Raw genomic sequence first — 23,984 nt, 5'->3', positions numbered from 1 at the left:
TGGGCTCATTGCCTGCGCAAATTAAAGTCCGAGGATTTTTTTCTGCAAAAGCAGAAGGTCCTGTGAATTCACTTTGCCGTCTCCATTAAAGTCGGCTGCCACCATACCCTTCTCCGGAATGGTTTCCAGGCCCAGTAAGTAGCGCTGAAGCTTCAGGGTATCCAGGCTGTTTATCTTTCCGTCTCCATTGATATCACCTTTTGCATAGGCCGATGACTGGCCGGCGGCAGAAGAAGCCTGTGTCTGCTGTGGGCTGCCTGATGCAGCTTCCGTCACCTTGATGTCGCTGCCAGGCCCCTGGGATATGACTCCTGTAGAAGTCTGCACGGAAATGTTGGCGGAGCCATTGGGAGCTATGGTCACATTGCTTCCTCCCGGTGTCCCTGCATTGTCCGTGCCGGAAGGCTTGGATACTCCTGGTCCGCTGCTGCTGCCTGGTCCTGAAGTGGCATTGCCGCCTGAACTGCTGCTGCCTTGTCCGGAAGAGGCATTGCCGCCGGGAGTCGCGCCCACGCCTGAGGAATAAGTCGGGCCGTTGCTCTGGCGCACTACACGGAGGACGTATTCCCTTACGCTGCCGTTTTGGGCGGTAACCGCCACCTTTATATCATTATTGCCACTTGAAAGCGTAATCGTCCCGGTTCCGTTGACGGAAGCCAGGGAACTGAGGGGTGTCCCATACACGTTAATGTTTGATACTCCGGGATCCACAATCAGGTTGTATTCTAAGGTATCACGGCTGAATGTGGGAGTCATTGCAAATCCTTCCACGCTTAAGCCTGACAGCTTATTGTTGGGGTTTCCGTCGCCCGTAGGCTGACTGCTTGGGTTTTCAGGCATGTTGTTATAAACAGGGATCTTAAATTCAAGCTCTGTCTGCTTCATATCACTGTTATAGGCTTTTGAATAAACAGCACCTTCTGATGCAGCTCCCTGCACATTGGTCATATACTGGTGTTTATATAAATTAGACCCCTGTACATTAAACTTCTTCAGATAAAATGTATCCTGCCCAACTTTTACATAGTTATTACCATAATAGAAAGCTCCGCCTAAAATTGATTTTTCAGGAGAATTCCACGGTCTTTCATAATTGCCGGATTGAGACGCCCACCATAAGCCTCTTTGCACCGCAGTCATGGTCCCGGACTGATATGCTTCTATATTAAAAAAATTATAGTATCCTTCGTAACCAGACTCTGTTCCTGAAATACTTTTGCCTGTTCCGGAAGATCCCTGCTCCTGGATGATCATAGCCGCAAGAACATAAGGGTTCACCCCGGACTGTGCAGCCGCATTCATGATCATGTTCACATAGGCGCTGCTGCCTGAAACAGTTCCTGATCCATTGGATGCGGATGGTCCCGTAAGGCTGGCTCCAGGCCCATATTCCATAAGGATGGGAAGATTTTTCGGCGTTATGGAAGCCTGTGGTCCTTCCAGGCTGACCTTTCCTGAACCGGATTCCGTCTCCGCCCCGGTGGATGGGCTGACAGACGCCCCCGGCCCAACGGCGGCCCCTGGTCCTGTGACACTGCCGCCGCCGGATGAGCTGTCCGTATTTCCCGGTGCAGTGCTGCTTCCGCCGGAAGATTCGCCGGATAGAAAGGTCCCCTTTACCATGGTCTTTAACCCTTCTGCCGTATGCTTGCCGCCGTCATATGTATGGGTCATGAACTGGAACACATTGGTTTCATCAAGGAAATTTCTGGGATCCATATAATATTTCACAATATCTGAAGAAGCAGTGACCCAGGTGCTTCCGTCATATCCGATCCAGGTGCTGGTATCCCAGTTGTAAGCGCCGTCTACGGTGGACTTCCAGGATGACAGGCTGTTGGTGTGGACCAGGGTCTTTCCAGCCTGGCTTTCTTCCTTAACGGCTGTGTTCCAGTCCAGATTCGTATGCTGGGCACGGAATACCCACTTAGGATACTGGGCATGGAGCGCCCGCAGCCTCACCTTATAGCTTTCCGGAAACCCTTCTGCCGTGAGCCGCGACTCAAAATCTGCATCATTGGTATAGGACACAGGAAACCGGAGAAAGCTTTTGGAAACATATCCCGTAACCGCCTGTCCGCCGGAACCTGACACACGGATCTGATACCAAAGCGCTCCATCCGAAGCATTTTTTTCATCAATCACAGTTACCGATGCCCCATTCGTCAGCTTCGTAACAACAGAATAGGTCGTGCCAGGGCCGCTTCTCACATTCAGTGTGGTCGCATTTACAGTTGCCGCCTTTTCCGTATAGGCGTATGTATTTATGTATGGCGAAATAACTCCCGTATAAGAGTCCATCACCAGGACACTGGCCAGAATAATGGCCATCTTACGAGCTTTTTTATACTTTTTCATGTGTCTCTCCCAATATGTCCTCTTGTATTTTTAAATTTCCAATTACATGTAAATTATACATTTATTTATTATAATGACAAATGATACCATGTGTCAACCAAATCAGCTAAAGTTCAGACAAATGGAAATATTTGTAAGAAAATCTTTAAAGTTAGGAAAGGGACATTCAGGAAAAGAATTGAAAAAAGACCTCCCAAACTTGGGAGGTCTTTCAATGAAAACTATACAGGATAAGCCTTGTTTTCCTTATCTGCCATGGAAGGGTCCACGCCGGTCTGCTGGGCAGCGCGGTACTCAAAGAACTCTTTTGCAACGCTTGGGAACAGGGCGTAGGATAATACATCCTCATCCTGCTGTTTCCACTGGGCGCATTCCTTTTCAAACCGCTCTAGCTGGGGAGCAATTAAATCCGCCGGACGGCAGGTGATTGGAGTCTCATCGCCGATGATCTTTTTCTGCACATCAGGGTCAAAGGGCTTTACCGTCTGTCCGAATTCGCCTAAAAATATCTTCTTAGTCTCTTTTGTCACGATTTTATAGCGTTCTCCGCTTATGACATTCATCACTGCCTGAGTACCAACGATCTGGGAGGATGGGGTAACAAGCGGCGGTTCTCCGAACTCTTTTCTTACTTTGGGGATCTCCTGAAGGACCTCCATATATCTGTCTTCCTGGCCTGCTTCCTTTAGCTGGCTGACCAGATTGGAGAGCATTCCGCCGGGTACCTGGTACTGAAGGGTCTTGATGTCCACGCCCAATACCTTGGGATTTAAGCGTCCGCTCTTTAAAGCTTCTTCCCGGACAGGCTGGAAGTATGCGCAGATCTCTGCCAGAAGGTTCTGGTCAAAGCCCGTGTCATAAGGCGTTCCCCGGAAAGTTTCCACCATAACCTCCGTTGCAGGCTGGCTGGTTCCCAGTGCAAGGGGTGACATTGCAGTATCAATAATATCACAGCCGGCTTCCACTCCCTTTAAATAGGTCATGGACGCAACACCGGAAGTATAGTGAGTATGCATGTCAATGGGAAGTTTTGTGGATTCTTTTAAGGCGCGCACCAGTTCGTCGGCCTTATAAGGCGTCAAAAGCCCCGCCATATCCTTGATGCCGATGGAATCCGCTCCCATATCCTCGATCCTTTTGGCAATGTCCTTCCAGTAATCCAGGGTATATGCCTCTCCAAGGGTGTAGCATAAAGCCACCTGTGCGTGACCCTTTTCCCTGTTGCAGGCAGTCACTGCGGTCTGTAAGTTGCGAAGATCGTTAAAGCAGTCAAAGATGCGGATGATATCAATGCCGTTTGCCAGAGATTTCTGGACAAAATACTCTACCACATCATCTGCATAATGGTTATAGCCCAGTATATTCTGTCCCCGGAACAGCATCTGCAGCTTAGTATTCTTAAAACCATCTCTCAGCTTTCTAAGCCTTATCCAGGGATCTTCCTTCAGAAAGCGAAGGCATGAGTCAAAGGTTGCGCCGCCCCAGCATTCCACCGCATGATAACCAACCTGATCCATCTTCTCCACAATGGGAAGCATCTGTTCGGTAGTCATTCTTGTAGCAAGCAAAGACTGATGAGCGTCACGGAGAACTGTCTCCACAATCTTAACCGGCTTTTTTTCTATTTCTGCCATTGTCTTACCTCCTGGTTATTGTTCATTCATCTGATTGACGGAAAGGCTTAAAGCCTTTCCATGTATCGTTATAGTTCAGCCATGCCATTGATCATTTGGCAATAGAACATATTCCCGAAAGACCTATGGGTGTGACGCCAAATTATCTAACTCCAAATATTGCCATAAATGTGCCGGCTGCAACCGCAGTACCGATAACGCCTGCCACATTCGGTCCCATGGCATGCATCAGCAGGAAATTGGTTGGATCTGCCTCAGCGCCCACCTTCTGGGATACCCGGGCCGACATGGGGACAGCAGATACGCCTGCAGATCCAATGAGTGGATTCACCTTGCCTCCGGTAACCTTGCACATCAGCTTGCCAAAGAGCACGCCTGCCGCTGTTCCTATGGAAAATGCTACCAGGCCCAGAATCACGATCTTAATGGTGTTCATATTCAGGAATGCTTCCGCACTTGTAGTGGCGCCTACGGAAGTTCCCAGGAGAATTACCACAATATACATCATGGCGTTTCCGGCAGTCTCCGTCAACTGCTTCACTACGCCGGATTCCCTAAATAAGTTTCCTAACATCAGCATGCCCACCAGGGGGGCCGTTGTAGGCAGAATCAGGCATACCACCGTTGTTACAATGATAGGAAATAATATCCTCTCAAGCCTTGATACGGGGCGAAGCTGCTCCATCTTGATCTTTCTTTCTTTTTCCGTTGTCAGGAGCTTCATGATCGGCGGCTGGATAATTGGCACCAGCGCCATATAGGAATAAGCCGCAACTGCAATGGGGCCCATCAGGGCAGTCATTCCCAGCTTTCCTGCAAGGAATATGGAAGTCGGCCCATCGGCCCCTCCGATGATGGAGATGGCAGCCGCCGCTTTATCGCTAAAGCCCATGAAAATGGCAAGAAAATAAGCGCTATAGATCCCGAACTGGGCTGCCGCTCCCAAAAGGAAACTTTTGGGATTGGCAATCAAAGGGCCAAAATCCGTCATGGCTCCTACGCCCATGAAGATCAGGGGAGGCAGGATGCCCCATTCATCCAGTTTAAAGAAGTACATCAGCAGTCCGCCTCCAGAACCATCCGGTCCTGGCTCCTTCATAATATCCGGATAGATATTGACCAACAGCATACCAAAGGAAATCGGCACCAAAAGCAGGGGCTCAAAGCCTTTCCTGATAGCCAGGTATAAAAATATAAAGGCTACAAGGATCATGACCATATTTCCTGCGGTCAGGTTAAAAAACGCGGTCTGCTGAAGAAGATTGTTAAATGTATTACTAATATAACCCATGTTAATCCCTCCATATGGAATCCGCCCGAATTAGTATTTCAGCGGATCCTTCCGTACTAGTTTAATGTAGACAAGGTTGCTCCTGCTTCTACTGAATCGCCCACCGCTACATTAATACTGGCAACTGTTCCATCGGAAGGTGCCACGATTTCGTTCTCCATTTTCATGGCCTCAAGCACAACCAGCACATCTCCCCGCTTAACAGCCTGGCCTGCGCTGGCCTTAACGCCAAGGATCTTGCCCGGCATAGGAGCCACCACCTTTACAGAGCCTTCTGCGCCTGTGCTGGCTGCCTTTACGGGAGCCGCTGCAGGAGTTGGGGGGGCTGCTGCTGGAGCTGGTGCTGCCGCAGGTACTGGAGGCGCTGCTTTTTTAGCCGCTGCCGGTACGCCTGTGGAGGGGCCTTCTTCTACGGTTACTTCATAAACATTTCCGTTAACGGTAATTGTATAATTCTTCATGATGATCTTCCTCCTGATTGATTAAGCTTTTTTCCATTTACTGGCCGGCGCACGTTTGATGGAACGGACTACAAGGCCATTTGGCGAACTATTTGTAGATGCTGCAATGGCCGCGGTGATCACTGCTACCAGCTCTAAGTTATCCACAAGTTCTTCTGCCTCTTCTGCAACTTTCTCTTCTGCAACAGGGGCCAAAGACCCAGGAATTGACTGGACAGCAGGCTCCTGAGCCTTGCCCTTCATCTTCTCTTCAAATTTCCCGATATACCGGAAGCAGCCGATGAGCAGGCTGATAAAAATCAGTACAAGGAACACGGTCCCCATTCCCATCAGGGTATTGAACACGGCCTTTTCCATCCGTTCGCCTAGCGTATATTCCGGAACAAATGCCACACCGGTGATCTTCGTGAGCTTTGAATCCGTTGTAACGGAAAATTCCAGGTTTCTCTTTTCAAATGCTGCATCAACTGTGGCACTGTATCCATGATCAATGGCCTCTACCTTCACCGTATCGCCGATGGATACCAGCGCCCCAAGCTCACCCTTTATATTCTCCCATGAATCGACTCCCTCTGCCAAGGCAGCATACTGATCCTGGGACAGCATGTTCTTCTTAAATTCAGCCACCTGGCTGTCCTCAAGGCCGGCATACAGTTCCAGGAAAGAACCGGGAATCTGTTCCATCTGCGTCTGGATTCCGGCATCAATTTCCTTTAATGGGGTATCGGCTTTGCTGCATGCAGATAATGAAAAGAGGCAGACTGCCATAATTAGTCCCAATGCTACTCGTTTCATATTCAGTTTCATATACCTGTCACCTCATTCTAAATCGTGCCATGTTTTTTCGCCGGACGATCCTCTCTCTTTGTGAACAGCATCTCAAATGCCGCAATGACACGGGCTCTTGTTTCACCGGCATCAATGATATCATCAACATATCCTCTCTTTGCCGCAGAAAGGGCGCTGGACTGAAGAGTCCTGTAGCTTTCCGCCTTTTCGTTAATAAGGGCTTTTCCATCCTCTGCCTTTGCAATCTCGTCGGCATACATAATCTTTACCGCTTCAGACGATTCCATCATGCCGATGGAAGCAGACGGCCAGGCATAAACCACATCAGCTCCAATGGACTTGCTGTTCATGGTCAGATACGCTGTTCCAAAAGCCTGCCCAAGAATGACCGTTACTTTGGGAACTGTGGCGTTGGCAAAGGCATAGGTAAGCCCTGCGGCAGCCCTTGCGATCCTTTTCTCGGAGCAATTGGACGCCTCATATCCTTTTACATTTACAAAGGTAAGCACAGGAATGCTGAATGCATCACAGAAATTAATGAATCTTGCAGCTTTTTCACAGCCCTGCCCGCTTAATAAGGCATCGTATTCCGCTGTTTTAAGGCCGCTTTCATTATAAGATTCCGTTCTGTTTGCAACACAGCCCACTGTCATGCCATTTAAACGGATAAAGCCGGTTACCATGGAAGCCGCATATTCCTTCCTGGTCTCCATAAAGAACTGATTATCGGAAATCTGAGCCAATGCGATTGCCGTATCCCCCACATAATTTGCCAGATGGGAACAAACACGGTTTAAATCATCATTGCTCTCATCATAAGACATGTCATCCTCACTATTGGAAGGAAGAATGGAAATAAGAGTCCTGATTTTATTTAAAATGTCATTCTCTTCTCCCGTGAAATCCACCAGGCCGGTTTCCCTGCTTTGGTAATCCGCAGAAGCAGTATTGCATTTTCCTGTATGATTTCCCTCAATGGCATTGGGGGAATTGACAAATAACTTGCCTCCCTTTGTTTCCATAAAGGTGAAGTCCGCCATTGCTGCGGAAACAGCCATTCCGCCGCCACAGGTTCCAAATATTGCTGTTATCTGAGGAATTACTCCGGATGCCAGGGTCTGACTCATATAAATCTCGCCAAATCCGTTAAGGGAGTCGGTTGCTTCCTGAAGCCTTAGGCCTGCACAATCAACCAGGCCGATGACTGGTGCACCAGTCTTCATCGCCATGGCGTAGAGCTTTGTGATCTTCCTCGCGTGCATCTCACCTACGGAGCCGCCCAGAACCGATGCATCCTGGCTATACACATAAACAAGGCATCCTTCAATGGTACCATAGCCAGTAACAACACCGTCAGCAGGAGTTTCCTTTGCCGTCATGTTGAAGTCTGTGCTCCTTGCGGTAACATAGCCGCAAACTTCAACAAAACTATTCTCATCAAGCAAGGCATGAATCCGGCCGCTTGCCGATGTTTCTGTTGAATTACTCATTTTGCAATCCTCCATTTTGTAATTTTTTTATAGTTCTTTGTTAAGTTTTTAACAAAAACCTATAGAATAACACCAATTTCTGCCAATTATAATTGTATAACTAATTTAGGCAAATTTCAAGTACTTTCCACATAAAAAAGGACAGAAAATTATGAATTTCTTACAATCCATCATTTCCTGCCCTTTTTTTATGTTAGCATTTTATCACAATCCCATGTTTTAGAGCAATTCACCTTGGTTTTTTTTATCAATAAGCTTTGTGCCTGCCTATTCCCTGATCTCCGTTATCCCAAGGCTTCCGTCTGATCTTTCCTGAAAAGTAATTTTCGAGGTTCCTTCTCCCATGACCACACCTTGTTCCGTCATTTTTAAAGAAACGGTATCCACATTGGCCACTGCTATCATCAAATCATCACCAAACACCATATCCTGGTTCTGCTTAAGTAAGTCTTCCCGGCTTTTGAAGGTGATGGGTTCCTCATCCCCTATTGTAAAAACACAGGGATAAAACAGCAGATCTCCAAGTGCCTGAAGATCCCGGTCTCCTACCGCTTCCTGGATCTTTTCAGCAAAGGCTTCCACCTTTTTTCCCGGCCCGGTGCTTTCCTCTTCTTCTCTGGCCTCTGTTCCCGGCCCTGACTGGTCCATATCCTCTTCCGTCACAACCTCGCCAGAAACCTCATCAGAAGCTTTTTCTTCTATTCCGGATTTCTCCATCCTGACGGCCGCAGTCTCAGATTTTACCGCTTCCGAAAGTGAGCCGCCTAAATCCCCGGCTTCCTTCCTGCCGCAGCCGGCTGTCAGCGCCACGGCAAAAACAGCGGCAAAACAAAACAAACCGATTTTCTTTTTCAGCATTTTCCTGGTTCCTCCCTGCGTCCATTTTCTAGTTCGGGCACAGTATAGCACCTGTCAGGATTATAAGTCAATAGAGTTTCAAAAACCGTAAACCTTAGTCATTTTTCCGTAAGATTCTCGTCTGTTCTTTACCAGTTATTTATATTCTTTGTGGAGGGTAAATCCCCTTCCCCGCACCTCATTGACCTGGTTGATGATCATGAATGCATTGGGGTCTATCCCCATGACCAGCTCGTTGAGCCTGGAAAGCTGTCTTCCTGATATTACCGTAAGAACAGTAAAGGAAGCTGTTCTTAAATATCCCCCTTCGCTGGCAAGCAGGGTGGTTCCTCTGTCCATCCGGGACTGGATTGCCTGGTTGATCTCCTCATACTTTTCGCTTATGATTTTCACCTGCATCTGGTTGCGTCCGATCAAAAGCACCTTATCAAGAACTATGGAATATATAAGCACCAGCAGGATTCCGTAAAGGATCTGTTCCTTATTGGAAAATATCATCTGTGACAGCAGGATCAGGCAGTCAAAGGCCGACATGGTCATTGATACGGATAAATTCCATTTTTTGTTGAGGATCAGAGGAGGAATATCCATTCCTCCGGTGGATGCACCGGCCCTTATCACCATGCCAATTCCCACGCCGATCAAAAGCCCGGAAAAAACTGTGGCAAGCATCCGGTCTCCGGTCATTGCCGCCTGGCCGAAGAGATTTTCAAATACCCCCAAGATGAAGGGATAATAAAAGGTACTTATCATGGTGGAAAAAGCAAACTGCTTTCCCAAAAACATGGCTCCTGTCCCAAACATTAAAATATTAAAACCCCCTACAAAAACAGCAACAGGGATCCCAAACTGGTGATGGGCCACAAGGGCAAGCCCAGTCGTTCCGCCTGTGATCAGTCCCCCCGGCAGAATGAACAGGGATACGGCAAGGGCATAAATGGTATTGCCCGCAAGTACCATGGCAATCTTTTTCATATTCATACTTTTGTGACTTCCTTTCCTCGAATAGCAAACACTTTTACTATACCATGTGTCCATATTTTATACAATTTATTTCTGCCCTTTTCCCTTTCTCCACGGGGTCATAAGGAGGAATGGAATCGTATCTGAAACCATGACCGGATTTCCTGACAACAAAAAACAGGAACCATGGAAAAGGGCAAGATTTCTCCTCCCTTCTCCATGATTCCTGCTGGCTTATCTTAAAGAGCAGGGAGGATTCCCATAACTCCCGGCATGGAAAGGTATTTATAAACAATGTTTTTTAAGCACCAGGATGTTGTCAGGCGGTCTGCTCCCTGGGTCAGGCACACCGGATAGCTTTTAATCACCTCTCCGTTTAAGCGGTAAGTAACAGTCCCCACCGCCTGCCCCTTACGCACCGGAGCATTTAATTCCTTTGGGATCTCCGTCTGTACCGTGATCTCCTCCTCCTCTGCCAGTAAAAGGGTTAAGCTCTTCTCTTCTTCCCCTCCTATGTCACAGGATACTGTGACCGGTTCATCCAGGCGGCCGGAGGAAGGAATCCCTTCTTTTACCGGAATCTCAGGAAAGCTGATGTCCTTATATACGTTCCTGTAATGGAAGCGCTCCATTCCATATTGGAACAGCTTTCTTGCATCCGACCATTTATAGGCCTTGTGAGGCGGCCAGCCGCAGCCTAAAAGCGCAATGGTATAGACCCTTCCGTCATCCTGGACAGCTCCCACATAGGAATATCCGGCTCCTCCCGTAAACCCTGTTTTTCCTGAAAAGGCTCCGTTCATCATAGCCAGAAGGGTATTATGGTTATTGCAGGAAAAGGATCGTTTTCCTTCCAGGTCGGCAAAGGAATAGCTTTTCGTTCCAGTGATCTCAAGAAATTCCTTTTTCTTTGGCGACTGCCCGATGCAGTAATTCATGATCCTGGCTAAGTCCGCCGCCGTTGTGGAGTGTTCCTTCACCTGTCCATCCTTTTCTTCCTTGGCATCAAGGCCATTGGGTGTAATAAAATATGTATCGGTGCAGCCTAAATCCCTGGCTTTCTGGTTCATCAGCCTGGCAAACCCCTCCTGGCTCCCTCCTATGTGCTCCGCGATCATCATGGCAGCATCATTGTGGGATTCCAGCATCAGGCTGTAAAGCAGATCCTTTAGCAGGAACGTTTCTCCCTTGCGGACCCCTAAATGAACCTTGGGCTGGGAAGCCGCTTTCTGGCTGGCGATTACTGTGTCAGAAAGATTCCCATATTCCAGGGCAAGGATGCAGGTCATGATTTTTGTGGTACTGGCCATGGGACGGGCCAGGTCCTCATTTTTCCCATATAAGATGCGGCCGGTAGAGGCATCCATCAAAACTGCTGACTGGGCATAAAGATTTAATTCATCCTTTGTCTGAACCGATGCGCTCTTTTCTTCTTTCTCCTCTGTCACTGTTGTGTTCTCATTGACGGCCTCTTTTCCTGCCAGCCTGATCCCAGCAGTTCCTGTCCCCATAAGCAGGACAAACACCACTGTCAGCAGTATTCCTATGGCATGCCTCATGAAAAAGCCTCCCCCATGAATTTAGTTTATCCTATTCCGCAGTTTTTTTAATTATTCCCTTTACTTTCCGAACGTATTTTCGGTATAATAAACAGGAAGGAAGTCCCACTGGCCTGTTGGCTCGTCCAAGGGCTGATTTTGTAAATCCAGACTGCATCCGGGATTGCCTTCATGAAGTTTATTACACCAAAGGAGGATCGGATATGGCTCCGGAACCCTTAATATTTCATATAGACGTAAATTCCGCATATTTAAGCTGGGAATCTGTCAGGCGGCTGGAGGAAGACCCAGGCGCCCTGGATCTGCGTACCATTCCATCGGCAGTCGGCGGCGACGCCTCCTTAAGGCATGGGATCGTTCTGGCAAAATCAACATCTGCCAAAGCATATGGAATCTCCACCGGAGAGCCTATCACCCAGGCCCTGCGCAAATGTCCGTCCCTGACCGTTGTACCCGCCCGGTTTGACGTGTATCTTAAGAAATCCGGCCGGCTCATGGAGATTTTATCTGATTACACGCCTGACATTGAAAAATTCAGCATTGACGAAGCCTTTCTGGACATGTCCTCCACCATTCATCTCTTCGGCCCCCCGTTAGAGGTGGCAAACCGCATACGGGAAAGGATATTGCAGGAACTGGGCTTTACGGTGAACATCGGTGTGGCTCCCAACAAGCTTCTGGCAAAGATGGCCTCGGATTTTAAAAAGCCCAATCTCTGCCACACCTTATTTGCCCATGAAATCTCTTCTAAAATGTGGCCCCTTCCCATCCGGGAACTGTTTTTTGTAGGCCATTCCGCACAGAAAAAGCTGGAAAGCATCGGTATACACACCATAGGAGAACTGGCCGCCTGCAGCGTAAGCCATTTAAAGCCTCTTCTGGGAGAAAAATACGCCCTTCTGATCCATGACTATGCCTGCGGCATTGACGCCTCCCCTGTGGCAGAGCGGGAGCCTTTAAATAAAGGTTACGGAAACAGCACCACCCTTTCCCACGATATTGACGACTTTGACGTGGCATGCCAGGTCCTTTTATCCTTAAGCGAGACCGTGGGCGCCCGCCTCCGGGCAGACCACGTCCTGTGCGATTGCGTCTGCGTGGAGATCAAGGACTGGAATTTCCATACCAAGTCCCATCAGATGACCTTAAACAATCCTACGGACTCCACCACAGTCATTTATGAAAATGCCTGCAAGCTGCTTAAGGAGCTTTGGGACCGTACTCCCTTGCGCTTAATCGGCGTACGGGCCACCAAAATTTCAGAGGAAGGCTTTTGCCAGCTTAATCTTTTTGAATCGGAGCAGACGAAAAAGATGAAGGAAATGGAAAAAGCTGTGGATCACATCCGCAGCAAATTCGGCACTGACAGCGTGAAAAGAGCCAGCTTTTTAAAAAAGGACACCATTGTGGACCATACTTCCGGCAGGGGAAAATCCGGCATCAACTAAGAAAAACACGCAAAGCGTGTTTTTCTTATCCTAAAGCTGTCCCCCGATGGCTTTAAATCCTTCTCCGTAAACCTCATTGGAATCCGTGATGATGATGAATGCTTCCTTGTCTATCTCATGAATGGCCCGGCGGATGGGCACCAACTGTCTGTTGTTGCAGGCACACATGACCACATTCTTCTCATCCAGGGAATAAGAGCCCTGGCCCTTAAGGAAAGTACAGCCCCTGCCGGTATTTTCCTCAATCCTCTGGGCCACCTCCGCCTCGTGGGAGGTTACCACAAAGACCAGCTTTCCGGCTCCCAGGCCGTACATGATCTTGTCGATCACCATGGTGGTCACTATGGATGAGAGTAAGCCCAGGATGACCGCATCCAAGTTGCGGAATACAAAGCCTCCGGCGATAATCACAATGGCATCTACCACAAGGGATATTTGTCCGATGGTCAGGTGAGGAAGCAGCTTTCGGATGGCCATGACCAGGAAGTCCGTGCCTCCTGTGGAACAGTTTCTTAAATAAACAACGGTCAGCCCCAGCCCGGAGAAAATCCCGGTGCAGGCAGAAGCATACAGGGGATTTCCCTGGTAAACCGGCAGATAAGGGACCACATAATCCAGCACAAGAGCAAAGATGACCATGCTCTTCATGGAACGGAGCAAAAAGCGCCTTCCTAAAAGCCTGTAACTGACCAGCACAATGGGAATGTTTAAGACCATGCTGGTAATTCCCATGGGCAGGCCGAACAGATAGCGCAGGATCAGTGCAATACCCGAGACTCCTACAGGTGCAAACTCCGCGTTTACTGCAAAATTATAAATTCCAATATTAAATAAAAATGCTCCCGCCAGATCGCACAGGAGATCCATCCCCAGCTCCTTCGGCGAATATTCCTGTCTGATTGTCATCATACGTGTGCTGCCTCCCTTTCTTCCGCCCTGCCCTCTCCTTATAGAAGATAATCGTCAATTTCAAATTCTTTTTTACCGATCCGCACCCGTTTGATGAGAACATTTACTTCTCCTTCTTCTTCGGAGCAGATCCCTGACACCTGAATCTGTATCTTTCCATAGGATTCCGTTAAAACCAGTTCTTTATCCATCATTCCCTTGTCTGCAAGGGCTTCCGCTAAATCCAGCAAAACCTCCTCCACATCTTCCATGATGTGGTTTCTCTCAAATTCCATTTCCAGTGCTTCATAAGTATCCTGATCAAACATGATTAACCCCCTTTTTCATTTTCTACCAGCTAATTATAACCCATAGATTCTCCTTGTCAATCAATACCCCCCATGGTAGAATCGGTTTATGAAAATGACTATGACTTATACCATAACCCAAACCCATGAAGAGATGACTGTGAAACAGTATCTCTTAAACCTGGGATATTCCCAAAGCCTGATCCGGCAGCTTCGAAACAGGTCAAAGGGAATAACGGTTGGAGGAGAGCTTGTATACACCACCCGGATCCTTAGGCCGGGTGACCTTTTATCAGTCCTTATCTGTGAGGATGAAAGCTCTGAAAACATCGTTCCCACTTCCATGCCGGTCAAGATCCAGTACGAGGATGAGCATATCCTGGTGGTCAATAAGGACGCAGGCGTTCCTATCCATCCTTCCCAGGGCAACTTTGACCATACCCTGGCCAACGGCTTGGCATATTATTTTAAAGAAAAGGGGGAACCCTTTATCTACCGGGCCATCAACCGCCTGGATCGGGACACCACCGGACTTCTGGTACTGGCAAAAAATCCTTTGAGCGCCTGCATCCTTTCGGATATGGTGCAAAAACGAGAGATCCGCCGCCGTTATCTGGCTATTGTCCGGGGAACGCTTCCCTTAGAAGGGACCATTGACGTTCCCATTGCCCGGGCAGATGGCTCCACCATTGAACGGTGTGTGGACCGGATTAAGGGAGAAGAGGCGCGGACTCATTATAAACGGCTTTATTATGACTCTGTGACAGGACATTCCCTTGCAGGCCTTTGCCTGGAAACCGGCCGCACCCATCAGATCCGGGTCCATTTAAAATCCATTGGCCATCCCTTGCCGGGAGATTTTCTTTATCATCCGGACTACTGCTACATCAGGCGGCAGGCCCTTCACTCCTTCCGGCTGGATTTTCTTCATCCAATCAAAAAGGAGCCCCTTTCCTTTGAGGCGCCCCTTCCTGAGGACATGCAGTTCCTTGGGGTCACATCCATCGAAGGCCTTTGGGATAATGATTTTTAAGGATCCCCCCGGCCAGCTTGGAAAACCCCACGGAATATCCGCCGGCATTGACCAGCACCCATCCTTTTTTATTGTCGCAGAAAAGGGAGGCATTTCCGGTCATGGTTTCTCCCTTCAAATACCTGATGATCTCCTCTCCGTCAGCCGGCAGGTCGATCCAGCGTTTCACATCTTCCTTCTTAAGGGAAAGGGCGAAGGCATGGGAAGGCTCAAACCGGTTTTTCTTCACGGTTCCGATATGAAGTCCCGGACGGATGATTTTCATGCCCTTAAAATCGATCATTTCCGGGGGGATCAGATATAGCTGGTCCCCAAAAAGAATATATTCTTTCCGTAAAAGCAGGGTGGCAGGGTTTACCAGAAAATCCGTTAAAAACCCTTCCAATTCCTTTAACACGGATTTGTCCCTGGTATACTCCGGCACAGTCCGCTTTTTCTCAGATATTCCCTCCCCTTCTTTTTTCAATACCGCCAGGTAATGGCCTTCTCCCTCTGATTGGTCAGGCCAGATGCGGAAGGTCTTTTTTAAGTCTGTCAAACCGGTCCTGCTCCATTCCGGCCGGCCGGGTGAAAGCCCTGGCCGTTTTCTGGCATCCTTAATGGAGAAATCGGGATGAGTAAAAAGAAATCCTTCAATGACCTGTTCATTTTCCTCCGGGGAAAAGGTACAGGTGGAATAAACCATGGTTCCCCCCGGCTTTAACATTTCCGCAGCATTGGAAAGGATCTCCTCCTGACGGGCTGCACAGGCCGTTACGTGTCCTGGCGTCCATTCCTGACGGGCCGTCTCATCCTTTCGGAACATCCCCTCCCCGGAACAGGGCGCATCTACCACAATGCGGTCAAAAAAATCAGGAAAACGCAGGGACAGGCTTTTGGAATCCTCGTTGGACACCACCCCGTTCCCGATTCCCAGGCGCTCTACGTTCTGGGAAAGGATCCTGGCTCTGGCCGGATGGATCTCATTGCTTAAGAGAAATCCATTTCCCTTAAGCCGGCCTGCAATATGGGTGGTCTTCCCTCCCGGCGCGGCACATAGGTCAAGGATCCGCTCTCCTTTCTGAGGATCAAGAAGCTCCACAACAGCCATGGCACTTGGCTCCTGGATATAATAAAGACCTGCCTCATGATATGGATGCTTTCCCGGCCGCTCATTGGCCGGATAGTAATACCCCTCTTCTGCCCATGGAATCTTCTTCAATGGAAAGGGGCAGATCTCTTTAAATCTCTCCTGGGAAATCTTTAAAAGATTTACCCTCAGCCCCTGAACCCGTTCCTTGTCATAGCTTTCTATAAAAGAATCATATTCTGCTCCTAAAAGCCCTTTCATTTTTTCTAAGAACCCATCCGGTAATTGAATCATTGTTTTTCCTCTGAATTTTAATTTTTATATAAAAATAATACTTATTTATTATTATTTTCCGAAGTAAATGCCAAAATAGGAAGAGACGAATCACCGGAGGTGCCTTATGTCCTTAATAACTATTACTGCTTACTTCATTATTCCCATATACACCATTTTATTTGCCTGGGGAACTGACTGGTTCACATTGAATTTTTCCGTATTAGGGAATCTGACTTCCAGGAAGAATCTGTTCTTCCTATGGGGAGTTATTGTAGGAACGTATTTTTACTGCGTTTTAAAACGGATCATAGGCGGCCTTCCAAGAAACAAAAAGGAAACTGCAGTCAGCACCGCTGCCCTTTTGTTTCTGGCTCTGGCAGTCCTCACGCCTTACCTGCCGGATTCCCAGCCTTTCCATGCGGTCCTTCATGTGGTTTTATCCTTTTTGGCTTCTATTTCTCTTCTGGTCTGCCTGTACATGGTCATCTGGAAGCTTTACTGTATGAGCCAGGAAGTTTACCGGCCCTATGTGCACTGCCTGTTAGTGATAACGGCCGTGTCCGCCTTCCTCTTTTTCCTGACAGGAATCGTAAGCACGGTGCTGGAAATATTCTTCACCATTTCCTGCACCATTATGCTTCAAAAGCTTTACTACAGGGTCCGTGCTCCAAAAATCCTGTGGAGATAAAAAAGCCCATGACCAAAAAAGGAAAGTACCCGGAAGAAAGAAGACTTCTTACGGGCACTAACCTTTTTTGGGGCCGGGCCTCAGATAGAAAAACCATGCCTGAGCGGCAGCACCGAAATCCTACAACATGATCTTGTACTGGTCGGAGCCTTCCCCGTTCACAGCATAATAAGCGGTATTTTCTTCCGGTTTTACGTATACTTCAATGGTTTTCACTGCAGAACCTTCCTGCTTTGACAGGTAATCCTTTTTGACTGCTTCCACCACTTCTGCTGCGGCAATCTGTCTGCCGGAATATTCAATAAAGAACGATACTTCCGGCTCTGTTTTCTTTGCAGTTGTTTTCTTCGGCGCAGTGCTTTTTTTCACAGGTGCTTTCTTAGGGACAGCACTCTTTTTCTCTTCCTGTACTTTCACCTCGCCTGCCTGGGCTGGGTCCGCTGCCTTTTTACCTGTTGCTTTTCCAGGTATCATCTCTTCTGGGGCTCTTGCTGGTTTTTTTCCTGCATTTTTATTGTTTTCCATAATTCTCCTCCTCAAACAATGAAAACGGTTACCACCTACGCGTACACATGAAGCCTGCCTGTGATGTTCAAAATTAGCTGAGTGAATTATAGAACGAAACCTCTGTTTTGTCAATAAAAACCATCCCCAGACGGGAAAACCGGGTGTTTTTAAGGCCTCATGACCAGACGGGCACCTGCCATTTTTTCTGCAATTTCATACATATTGGTTACCGTGCCAGCCCTTAACTGGTCTGTTAATTCATAGTAATTCAGACAGGTTCCGCAGGTAAGGATCTCCACTCCCTGTGCCTCTAAACTCTTTAAATCCTCCAGGGACTGGGAGCCTTCCACGGACAATCTGGCTCCCCCATTGTAGAGAAGAACTGTCTCAGGAAGTTCTTCCAACTGGGTCAGGGCATAAACAAAGCCCTTCATCAGAATCCGTCCAAGTTCTTCATTGCCTCCTCCCATCTGATCCGAGGAAAGTACGGCCACAAGGCCTTTCTTTCTGGTATCGGGAAGGCATTCTTCCTCCAGAGCCGTTTCTTCCACATGACCAATTTTTCCGCTTACGTGGAACAGGATCTCAAATTCCTTTTCTCCCTTTTTCTCAGAAACAGGGGTAAGTCCTTCGTAATTTCCCAGCTTCATCACGTTCTGAACTGCGATTTCATTGTCCACAAGGACCTTTAATGTTCCCTCTCCCATATCCTTTAATGCCTCTTTTGCCTTAATAACCGGCTGCGGACATGTGAGACCTCTTGCGTCAACAATCTTTTCCATTTTTTCGTTCTCCTTTTCCTCTATTTTCTCTTTCCAGTTCTTCCATCACAAGGATCATGGACCGGAGCAGACGCCGGTTATTCTTTGACAGCGCTGCCGCCTTCTGGACCATCTCAATGATTTCGTAATCATTCTGGCAAATCTCCCTGTCCCCCGTCTCTTCCTCCAATAAGGAAAAGAAATCCGACATTTTAAGGCCAAAGGCCTGACAGATCCTGCCAAGTTTCGGAAGGCTGATATTCGCCCTCCTGCCAAACAAACTGGACAATGTGGATTGAGCGATCCCGCTTTCTTTTGATAACCTGTACATAGACCACTCTTTGCTTCTGTTGATTTCCTCGATTTTCTTAAGTACTGCCTCGTTGTCCATACAGATATCCCTCACTTCCCATAGATACGATTATAGTAGTATATAGAACGCAGCTTTAATAGATTGTAATTCTTGTTGTATATGCTTCTATTTTTAGTACTATCCTATGTTCCGTAAGGTTTGGTAATTGTGCGTTCCGTCAAACTTAAGAAAAACACGCTTCACAAGTTTTTCTTAGTTGACACGGCATTCGCCGAATGAATATGCAGGCATATTCGTTCGGCTCATTGCTCGCGCAAATCTCAAAACCGGGACCAGTCCTTAATTAAAGGACCTGCCCCGGCTTTTTCTCGGTTTATTTCTGCACCTTATGAATACTGCAAGGGTCAAATACCCTGTCGCTTGCTACGGGGTTTCTGGTTCCTCGTCTTCGCCTACTAACTCGTCGTATTCTGCTTCGTCCAGTAATTCATCAAAGGCATCCGCTACGATTTCATATTCTTCGTCATCTTCAATATTTTCAAGATTCGGCTGTCCGTCCTCTTTCTCAAAATAACGGTACAGATAAACCTCTCCCTCTTCTGCCTCAGGGCCATTCATAGGAAGCAGTGCAATATAATCTCTTTCGCCTGCTGTGAAAATGGTAAGTACTACGCATTCCAGCTCTGATCCGTTATCAAGGGTCAGTGTAACAGTCATTTCCTCCTGGGGTTCCATATTATCCCGCTCTAAATTAGGATCCTGTGCCATCCCGATACCTCTCTTTTTCTTAATCTAGTTGTAGGTTGCTTTCTATTCGCACCTGTTTCCACTCTATCAAACTATGCGTCAAAAATCAAGGGATTTTGTCTTTAATATTCAATTCCACGCCTTGCCGGAATCCCCCTGTCAAAGGGATGCTTTATCTTTCTGATTTCCGACACATAATCCGCCATTTCTACAAGCTTTTCCGACGGCTCTCTCCCTGTAAGAACCACTTCAAGCCCTTCCGGCCGTGAAGAAAGAAACTCCAGAACCCTTTTTTCCTCCACAAGACTGAAATTGCACACAGCCATGATCTCATCTAAAACAAGCAGATCGAAATTCTCTGTTACCGCCTTGTTTAAGGTCGTTTCCAATAGCCGGGAATAATAGATTCCGGCCTCCTTTTTCTGCTCAGGGGACATCCTGGAAAAAAAACCAAAGCTTTGCTCACAGGGCATGACCGTAATACCCGAAAGTCCGGCTAATGCACTTACCTCACCGGAATGATCGGTCTTTAAGAAACGGGTGATAAGCACATTTTTCCCGCACCCGCAGGCGCGTACGGCCAGTCCTATGGAAGCCGTGGTCTTTCCCTTTCCATCTCCGCAGTATATGTGTATACAGGATTTCATGTCTCCTTCTCCTTTCCTTACTTCTGTCCATTTTTCTGGACATAAAGGGATACCCGTAGGGTGTTCCTTACTTCTGTCCATTTTTCTGGACAGAGCCCACCCCGTTTTATCGGGTGTAAAGGGATACCCGTAGGGTGTTCCTTACTTCTGTCCATTTTTCTGGACAGAGCCCACCCCGTTTTATGGGATGTAAAGGGATACCCGCAGGGTGTTCCTGGTCATTCCCGTCCCAGATATTCCAGGACAAAACGGGAAACCTCCTGTTTTTTGCTGTATCTCTCCTTCACGTAATTGACATGAAGTCTTTCCTTTGGCCTTGTCATTGCCACATAAAACATGCGCCTCTCCTCCTCCATATCCGCAGGAAGCACTGCCTTGTGATGAGGCGTCACGCCTTCATTGGCGTCTAAAATGTAAACGATCCGGTATTCCAGACCTTTGGCGCTGTGCATGGTCATAAGGGCAACTCCCCTGGCCCTTCTTTCTCCTGACTGGGCCTGGGCCTTTAACTCCTCCCCATATTCCTTCATATGGCGGAACCATTCCTCTTGAGTGGAATAACCGGCTGCACTTTCCTGAAGCTGGTCTAACACCTCCAAAAGCTCCTCCGGCTTCATTCTCCGGTACTGGGCGTATTCCCTGATGTAGTCGTCATATCCCACGGCCTTCCTCATATAGTTTACAGCCGCTACAGGAGCCATATTTTTGATCATTTTTAAGTCATATTCCAACTGTTCGATCCGCTCCACCATCCAGCCCTTATCCTGGTAAAAGGATTTTATTGATTCCCAGTTTACAGGATTGGTTTCAACTGCATCCCGGCTGATATAGCGGTTGGGACGGTTGATAATCTGGAGCACATTGGCCCTGGACAGATCGCCGGACGCCACATGAATATAAGCGATAATATTTTTTGCGATCCAGTGGTCGTATAGATTGGGCACAGAGTCCTTCATGGAAAAAGGAATATTATATTCCATGAGTTTTTCGATCAGCAGCCTGGGGCCTAAATTCGTCCGGTAAAGGACTGCCATGTCCTGCCACTCAAACCCTGCTTTTGCATAAGCCATGATTTCCCGGACAATTTCCAGAGTCTCCTCCTGGGGATCCTGCCAGACTCTTGTAACCACTGGTTTTCCATGTCCCTTTTTCGTGATGATCCTTTTGGAAAAACGGGTTTCATTATGGGCAATCAGCTTTCCGGCGGTTTCCACAATCTCTTTTGTGCTCCGGAAATTAATATTTAAAAGGACCTTTTTGGCTCCTTTATAATCCTTTTCAAAGCCCAGCATGATTTCCGGCTTTGCTCCCCGGAAACGGTAAATGGACTGGTCGTCATCTCCTACGATGAACAGATTGTTTTCCGGCGCAGCCAGCATCCGGACGATCTCGTACTGCACCCGGTTAATATCCTGAAACTCATCCACCAGGATATATTGATACTTTTTCTGCCATGCTTCCAGGATGTCCTTTCTCTGGACGAACAATTCATGGCACATTACCATCATGTCGTCAAAATCAATGAGATTAGCCCTGCGAAGGCGGTCCTCATAGGCAAGGTAAAGCTCCTTAAATATTTCCTCTGAGCAGTTTTTGGAATAATAATGATCCAAATTCATCATATCTCCCTTTACGGAGCTGATTTCCGACAGGATGGAAGTCACAAATTCCACCTCATCTTCCACTTCCACCCGGCACTTATCCATGGCTTCCTTTATGTACTGGATCTTCTGTTCCTCCCTCACAATGCTGCTGGCATCGTACCGGTAGGCAAACTTAAGAATCCTGAAAAATATGGCATGAAAAGTTCCAAAGCTGACCCCGGACGGCCTGCCGTCTACAAGGTTCTCAAAACGCTCCTTCATCTCCCTGGCCGCTGCCTTTGTAAATGTAATGACCAAAATATTTGACGGATCCACGCCGTATGCTTCGATCAAATGGCATATCCGGTGAGTGATGGTAAAGGTCTTTCCTGATCCCGGCCCGGCAAGAACCAGCATGGGACCTTTGTGATGAAGGATCGCTTCCTTTTGCGCCCCCTCATATGTGACCTGTTCTTTCATAATTTGCCTCCTAAATGAATCAAGGGGATATGCTTGCATATCCAATTAATTCACAAACTCAAGGTTGAAAGACGCTTTTCTTTCAACCTTTTGCCTCCTAATGAATCAAGGTTGAAAAGCACTCCTTTTCAGCCTTTTGCCTCCTGATGAATCAAGGGGCTATGCTTGCATACCCTGCTTCTTTAACCACGGTATTATAGCCCCGGTCTGCCGTTTCTGCAAAAACCAGACCGGACCAAAAGAAAAGCAGGGGTCCGGTCACAGCCGGAGCCTCTGCTTCTATATTATAACCTATTGAGCCCCATTGCTTAAAAGTTGGATTCCCTTTCTTATTCTCATCAGGGATTCTTCCTTACCAAGGACCTCCATGATCTCGGTAGCGCCTGCCGGAGTCATCTGTTTTCCTGAAACCGCGGTGCGGATAGGCCACATAACAAAGCCGGTTTTATACCCTTTTTCGGAAACAAATTTTGAAAGTGTTTCATACAGTGCATCATTGCTGTATTCCTCCTGGGCTTCCAGGATGGGAACTATTTCCTGCAGCAGGTCAAGGGCGGTCTCGCTGCTTGTCTTCATTTTCTTATTGGTGTACATGGCAGTATCGTATTCCGGCAAAGACTCAAAAAAGTCAATATGATCTGCAATATCCAGGAAAACCTCGATCCTTGTCTTGATCATGGCTGCGATTTTCTTTAAGTCCAGATCCTTTTTGACCACGCCCTTTACATAAGGCTCAGCCAGCTCGTAGAACCGGTCAAAGTCCATGGCTTTCATATATTCGCTGTTCATCCAACGCAGCTTTGTCATGTCGAAAACAGCCGGGGATTTGCTGATATTGCGGTAATCAAACTCCTTTATGAGTTCAGCCAGGGAGAAAATCTCCTGATTGCCCACAGGGGACCAGCCTAAAAGAGACACATAGTTTACAACAGCCTCGGAAATAAAGCCCTGCATGATCAGGTCCTCATAGGAGGAATGGCCGCTTCTCTTGCTCAGCTTCTTATGCTCTTCATTGGTGATCAGAGGACAGTGGACATATACCGGGACCTCCCAGCCAAAGGCGTTATAAAGGCGGTTGTACTTGGGAGAGGAGGATAAGTATTCGTTGCCTCTCACTACATGAGTGATTCCCATGAGATGATCATCCACCACGTTTGCAAAATTATAAGTGGGGAAACCGTCGGACTTGATCAGAACCATATCATCAAGCTCTGAGTTGTCCACGGAAATGTCGCCGTATATCTCATCATGGAAGACGGTGGTTCCTTCCGTGGGATTGTTCTGGCGTATGACATAAGGCATGCCTGCCGCCAGACTGGTTTCCACCTCTTCTTTGGAAAGATGGAGGCAGTGCTTGTCATAAGTCATGATCTCCTGCCCTTCCACGGTCTTTTTAAGGGAATCCAGCCTTTCCTGGGTGCAGAAGCAGTAATAAGCCTCCCCCTTTTCCACAAGCTTTTTCGCATATTCCAGATAAATGCCGGAGGTCTGGCGCTCACTCTGTACATAGGGGCCCACACCCCCATCCTTGTCCGGACCTTCGTCATGGTTAAGCCCTGTTTCTTTTAAGGTTCTATAAATAATCTCGACAGCACCTTCCACAAAACGCTCCTGATCCGTATCCTCAATGCGCAGAAGGAAATCTCCGCCTTCATGCTTTGCAATCAGGTAAGCATATAATGCGGTTCTTAAGTTCCCTACGTGCATACGGCCTGTAGGACTCGGTGCGTATCTTGTTCTAATTTTACTCATGTGAACACACTCCTATATTTTCTTTCTCGTGATGGGCCTGTTAAAGGGAATCCTGCCCAAGCCGTGTAGTACATTATATAA

The 23,984-nt window shown here is 47.7% G+C and carries 22 protein-coding genes; 3 read left to right on the top strand and 19 right to left on the bottom strand.

Annotated features, from left to right (window positions below):
- Window positions 1-21: 21 nt before the first annotated feature.
- From ACYVD3_RS06510 to ACYVD3_RS06470, 9 genes are all read right to left on the bottom strand, one after another.
- On the bottom strand, window positions 22-2,358 hold the full coding sequence (locus ACYVD3_RS06510; RefSeq protein WP_460641701.1) for a dockerin type I domain-containing protein: 2,337 nt from the start codon (window positions 2,356-2,358) through the stop codon (window positions 22-24).
- A 221-nt stretch (window positions 2,359-2,579) separates the two neighbouring features.
- Window positions 2,580-3,992, bottom strand: a complete 1,413-nt coding sequence (locus ACYVD3_RS06505) for an oxaloacetate decarboxylase subunit alpha (RefSeq protein ID WP_460641700.1) — start codon at window positions 3,990-3,992, stop codon at window positions 2,580-2,582.
- A gap of 142 nt (window positions 3,993-4,134) precedes the next feature.
- Window positions 4,135-5,283 carry a sodium ion-translocating decarboxylase subunit beta gene (locus ACYVD3_RS06500; RefSeq protein ID WP_460641699.1) on the bottom strand — a complete coding sequence of 383 codons (1,149 nt, stop codon included), beginning with the start codon at window positions 5,281-5,283 and terminating at the stop codon, window positions 4,135-4,137.
- Between the two features lie 56 nt (window positions 5,284-5,339).
- Window positions 5,340-5,744 (bottom strand): biotin/lipoyl-containing protein, encoded by a 405-nt coding sequence (locus ACYVD3_RS06495; RefSeq protein WP_460641698.1) that lies wholly within the window; start codon window positions 5,742-5,744, stop codon window positions 5,340-5,342.
- A gap of 21 nt (window positions 5,745-5,765) precedes the next feature.
- Entirely contained in the window at window positions 5,766-6,551 is a 786-nt protein-coding gene (locus ACYVD3_RS06490; protein ID WP_460641697.1) for an OadG family transporter subunit, read from the bottom strand.
- 17 nt (window positions 6,552-6,568) lie between these two features.
- Window positions 6,569-8,023: an acyl-CoA carboxylase subunit beta gene (locus ACYVD3_RS06485; RefSeq protein WP_460641696.1), complete on the bottom strand. Its 1,455-nt coding sequence runs from the start codon at window positions 8,021-8,023 to the stop codon at window positions 6,569-6,571.
- Window positions 8,024-8,290: 267 nt separating this feature from the next.
- Window positions 8,291-8,881 (bottom strand): hypothetical protein, encoded by a 591-nt coding sequence (locus ACYVD3_RS06480; RefSeq protein WP_460641695.1) that lies wholly within the window; start codon window positions 8,879-8,881, stop codon window positions 8,291-8,293.
- Window positions 8,882-9,016: 135 nt separating this feature from the next.
- Window positions 9,017-9,862, bottom strand: a complete 846-nt coding sequence (locus ACYVD3_RS06475) for a YitT family protein (protein WP_460641694.1) — start codon at window positions 9,860-9,862, stop codon at window positions 9,017-9,019.
- Window positions 9,863-10,083: 221 nt separating this feature from the next.
- The gene (locus ACYVD3_RS06470) at window positions 10,084-11,403 is read right to left on the bottom strand and encodes a D-alanyl-D-alanine carboxypeptidase family protein (RefSeq protein WP_460641693.1); all 1,320 of its coding nucleotides are present in this window, start codon (window positions 11,401-11,403) and stop codon (window positions 10,084-10,086) included.
- A 203-nt stretch (window positions 11,404-11,606) separates the two neighbouring features.
- Here ACYVD3_RS06470 and ACYVD3_RS06465 point away from each other — a divergent pair, with 203 nt between their 5' ends.
- Window positions 11,607-12,851, top strand: coding sequence for a DNA polymerase Y family protein (locus tag ACYVD3_RS06465; protein ID WP_460641692.1), 1,245 nt, complete (start codon window positions 11,607-11,609; stop codon window positions 12,849-12,851).
- A gap of 30 nt (window positions 12,852-12,881) precedes the next feature.
- On the opposite strand, the gene ACYVD3_RS06460 is transcribed toward ACYVD3_RS06465, so the two are convergent.
- A complete protein-coding gene (locus ACYVD3_RS06460; RefSeq protein ID WP_460641691.1) occupies window positions 12,882-13,760 on the bottom strand; it encodes a YitT family protein in 879 nt (292 codons plus the stop codon).
- 38 nt (window positions 13,761-13,798) lie between these two features.
- The gene (locus tag ACYVD3_RS06455; protein WP_460641690.1) at window positions 13,799-14,068 is read right to left on the bottom strand and encodes a U-box domain-containing protein 56; all 270 of its coding nucleotides are present in this window, start codon (window positions 14,066-14,068) and stop codon (window positions 13,799-13,801) included.
- 88 nt (window positions 14,069-14,156) lie between these two features.
- Here ACYVD3_RS06455 and ACYVD3_RS06450 point away from each other — a divergent pair, with 88 nt between their 5' ends.
- Window positions 14,157-15,080, top strand: a complete 924-nt coding sequence (locus ACYVD3_RS06450) for an RluA family pseudouridine synthase (protein WP_460641689.1) — start codon at window positions 14,157-14,159, stop codon at window positions 15,078-15,080.
- Here ACYVD3_RS06450 and ACYVD3_RS06445 read toward each other — a convergent pair.
- Complete coding sequence (locus tag ACYVD3_RS06445; protein ID WP_460641688.1) at window positions 15,043-16,443, bottom strand: RsmB/NOP family class I SAM-dependent RNA methyltransferase; 1,401 nt, start codon at window positions 16,441-16,443, stop codon at window positions 15,043-15,045. The two genes, ACYVD3_RS06450 and ACYVD3_RS06445, sit on opposite strands and share 38 nt — an antisense overlap.
- A 106-nt stretch (window positions 16,444-16,549) precedes the next feature.
- On the opposite strand from ACYVD3_RS06445, the gene ACYVD3_RS06440 reads away from it, so the two are divergent.
- Window positions 16,550-17,113 (top strand): hypothetical protein, encoded by a 564-nt coding sequence (locus ACYVD3_RS06440; RefSeq protein WP_460641687.1) that lies wholly within the window; start codon window positions 16,550-16,552, stop codon window positions 17,111-17,113.
- A 120-nt stretch (window positions 17,114-17,233) separates the two neighbouring features.
- Here ACYVD3_RS06440 and ACYVD3_RS06435 read toward each other — a convergent pair whose 3' ends face one another.
- The 7 genes from ACYVD3_RS06435 to gltX all read right to left on the bottom strand — a co-directional run bounded on the left by ACYVD3_RS06435 (window position 17,234) and on the right by gltX (window position 23,903).
- Complete coding sequence (locus ACYVD3_RS06435; RefSeq protein WP_460641686.1) at window positions 17,234-17,638, bottom strand: DUF6465 family protein; 405 nt, start codon at window positions 17,636-17,638, stop codon at window positions 17,234-17,236.
- Between the two features lie 149 nt (window positions 17,639-17,787).
- Window positions 17,788-18,402: a sulfurtransferase-like selenium metabolism protein YedF gene (yedF, locus tag ACYVD3_RS06430; protein WP_460641685.1), complete on the bottom strand. Its 615-nt coding sequence runs from the start codon at window positions 18,400-18,402 to the stop codon at window positions 17,788-17,790.
- A complete protein-coding gene (locus tag ACYVD3_RS06425; RefSeq protein WP_460641684.1) occupies window positions 18,386-18,772 on the bottom strand; it encodes a helix-turn-helix domain-containing protein in 387 nt (128 codons plus the stop codon). Before ACYVD3_RS06425 ends, yedF begins: the two co-directional genes overlap by 17 nt.
- A 345-nt stretch (window positions 18,773-19,117) precedes the next feature.
- On the bottom strand, window positions 19,118-19,462 hold the full coding sequence (locus tag ACYVD3_RS06420) for a DUF1292 domain-containing protein (RefSeq protein ID WP_460641683.1): 345 nt from the start codon (window positions 19,460-19,462) through the stop codon (window positions 19,118-19,120).
- Between the two features lie 101 nt (window positions 19,463-19,563).
- On the bottom strand, window positions 19,564-20,088 hold the full coding sequence (locus ACYVD3_RS06415; RefSeq protein ID WP_460641682.1) for a cob(I)yrinic acid a,c-diamide adenosyltransferase: 525 nt from the start codon (window positions 20,086-20,088) through the stop codon (window positions 19,564-19,566).
- 218 nt (window positions 20,089-20,306) lie between these two features.
- Complete coding sequence (locus tag ACYVD3_RS06410) at window positions 20,307-22,151, bottom strand: ATP-dependent helicase (RefSeq protein ID WP_460641681.1); 1,845 nt, start codon at window positions 22,149-22,151, stop codon at window positions 20,307-20,309.
- A 291-nt stretch (window positions 22,152-22,442) separates the two neighbouring features.
- Window positions 22,443-23,903 (bottom strand): glutamate--tRNA ligase, encoded by a 1,461-nt coding sequence (gene gltX / locus ACYVD3_RS06405; RefSeq protein WP_460641680.1) that lies wholly within the window; start codon window positions 23,901-23,903, stop codon window positions 22,443-22,445.
- Between the last annotated feature and the right edge of the window lie 81 nt (window positions 23,904-23,984).

Source organism: Lacrimispora brassicae, from assembly GCF_054772055.1.
This window is presented reverse-complemented; position numbering and strand designations above follow the sequence as displayed.

What these genes read in the sequence shown, in the direction of transcription:
- ACYVD3_RS06510 (WP_460641701.1), bottom strand. Translation starts at nt 2,358, where the DNA reads ATGAAAAAGTATAAAAAAGCTCGTAAGATGGCCATTATTCTGGCCAGT.
- ACYVD3_RS06505 (WP_460641700.1), bottom strand. Translation starts at nt 3,992, where the DNA reads ATGGCAGAAATAGAAAAAAAGCCGGTTAAGATTGTGGAGACAGTTCTC.
- ACYVD3_RS06500 (WP_460641699.1), bottom strand. Translation starts at nt 5,283, where the DNA reads ATGGGTTATATTAGTAATACATTTAACAATCTTCTTCAGCAGACCGCG.
- ACYVD3_RS06495 (WP_460641698.1), bottom strand. Translation starts at nt 5,744, where the DNA reads ATGAAGAATTATACAATTACCGTTAACGGAAATGTTTATGAAGTAACC.
- ACYVD3_RS06490 (WP_460641697.1), bottom strand. Translation starts at nt 6,551, where the DNA reads ATGAAACTGAATATGAAACGAGTAGCATTGGGACTAATTATGGCAGTC.
- ACYVD3_RS06485 (WP_460641696.1), bottom strand. Translation starts at nt 8,023, where the DNA reads ATGAGTAATTCAACAGAAACATCGGCAAGCGGCCGGATTCATGCCTTG.
- ACYVD3_RS06480 (WP_460641695.1), bottom strand. Translation starts at nt 8,881, where the DNA reads ATGCTGAAAAAGAAAATCGGTTTGTTTTGTTTTGCCGCTGTTTTTGCC.
- ACYVD3_RS06475 (WP_460641694.1), bottom strand. Translation starts at nt 9,862, where the DNA reads ATGAATATGAAAAAGATTGCCATGGTACTTGCGGGCAATACCATTTAT.
- ACYVD3_RS06470 (WP_460641693.1), bottom strand. Translation starts at nt 11,403, where the DNA reads ATGAGGCATGCCATAGGAATACTGCTGACAGTGGTGTTTGTCCTGCTT.
- ACYVD3_RS06465 (WP_460641692.1), top strand. Translation starts at nt 11,607, where the DNA reads ATGGCTCCGGAACCCTTAATATTTCATATAGACGTAAATTCCGCATAT.
- ACYVD3_RS06460 (WP_460641691.1), bottom strand. Translation starts at nt 13,760, where the DNA reads ATGATGACAATCAGACAGGAATATTCGCCGAAGGAGCTGGGGATGGAT.
- ACYVD3_RS06455 (WP_460641690.1), bottom strand. Translation starts at nt 14,068, where the DNA reads ATGTTTGATCAGGATACTTATGAAGCACTGGAAATGGAATTTGAGAGA.
- ACYVD3_RS06450 (WP_460641689.1), top strand. Translation starts at nt 14,157, where the DNA reads ATGAAAATGACTATGACTTATACCATAACCCAAACCCATGAAGAGATG.
- ACYVD3_RS06445 (WP_460641688.1), bottom strand. Translation starts at nt 16,443, where the DNA reads ATGATTCAATTACCGGATGGGTTCTTAGAAAAAATGAAAGGGCTTTTA.
- ACYVD3_RS06440 (WP_460641687.1), top strand. Translation starts at nt 16,550, where the DNA reads ATGTCCTTAATAACTATTACTGCTTACTTCATTATTCCCATATACACC.
- ACYVD3_RS06435 (WP_460641686.1), bottom strand. Translation starts at nt 17,638, where the DNA reads ATGGAAAACAATAAAAATGCAGGAAAAAAACCAGCAAGAGCCCCAGAA.
- yedF (WP_460641685.1), bottom strand. Translation starts at nt 18,402, where the DNA reads ATGGAAAAGATTGTTGACGCAAGAGGTCTCACATGTCCGCAGCCGGTT.
- ACYVD3_RS06425 (WP_460641684.1), bottom strand. Translation starts at nt 18,772, where the DNA reads ATGGACAACGAGGCAGTACTTAAGAAAATCGAGGAAATCAACAGAAGC.
- ACYVD3_RS06420 (WP_460641683.1), bottom strand. Translation starts at nt 19,462, where the DNA reads ATGGCACAGGATCCTAATTTAGAGCGGGATAATATGGAACCCCAGGAG.
- ACYVD3_RS06415 (WP_460641682.1), bottom strand. Translation starts at nt 20,088, where the DNA reads ATGAAATCCTGTATACACATATACTGCGGAGATGGAAAGGGAAAGACC.
- ACYVD3_RS06410 (WP_460641681.1), bottom strand. Translation starts at nt 22,151, where the DNA reads ATGAAAGAACAGGTCACATATGAGGGGGCGCAAAAGGAAGCGATCCTT.
- gltX (WP_460641680.1), bottom strand. Translation starts at nt 23,903, where the DNA reads ATGAGTAAAATTAGAACAAGATACGCACCGAGTCCTACAGGCCGTATG.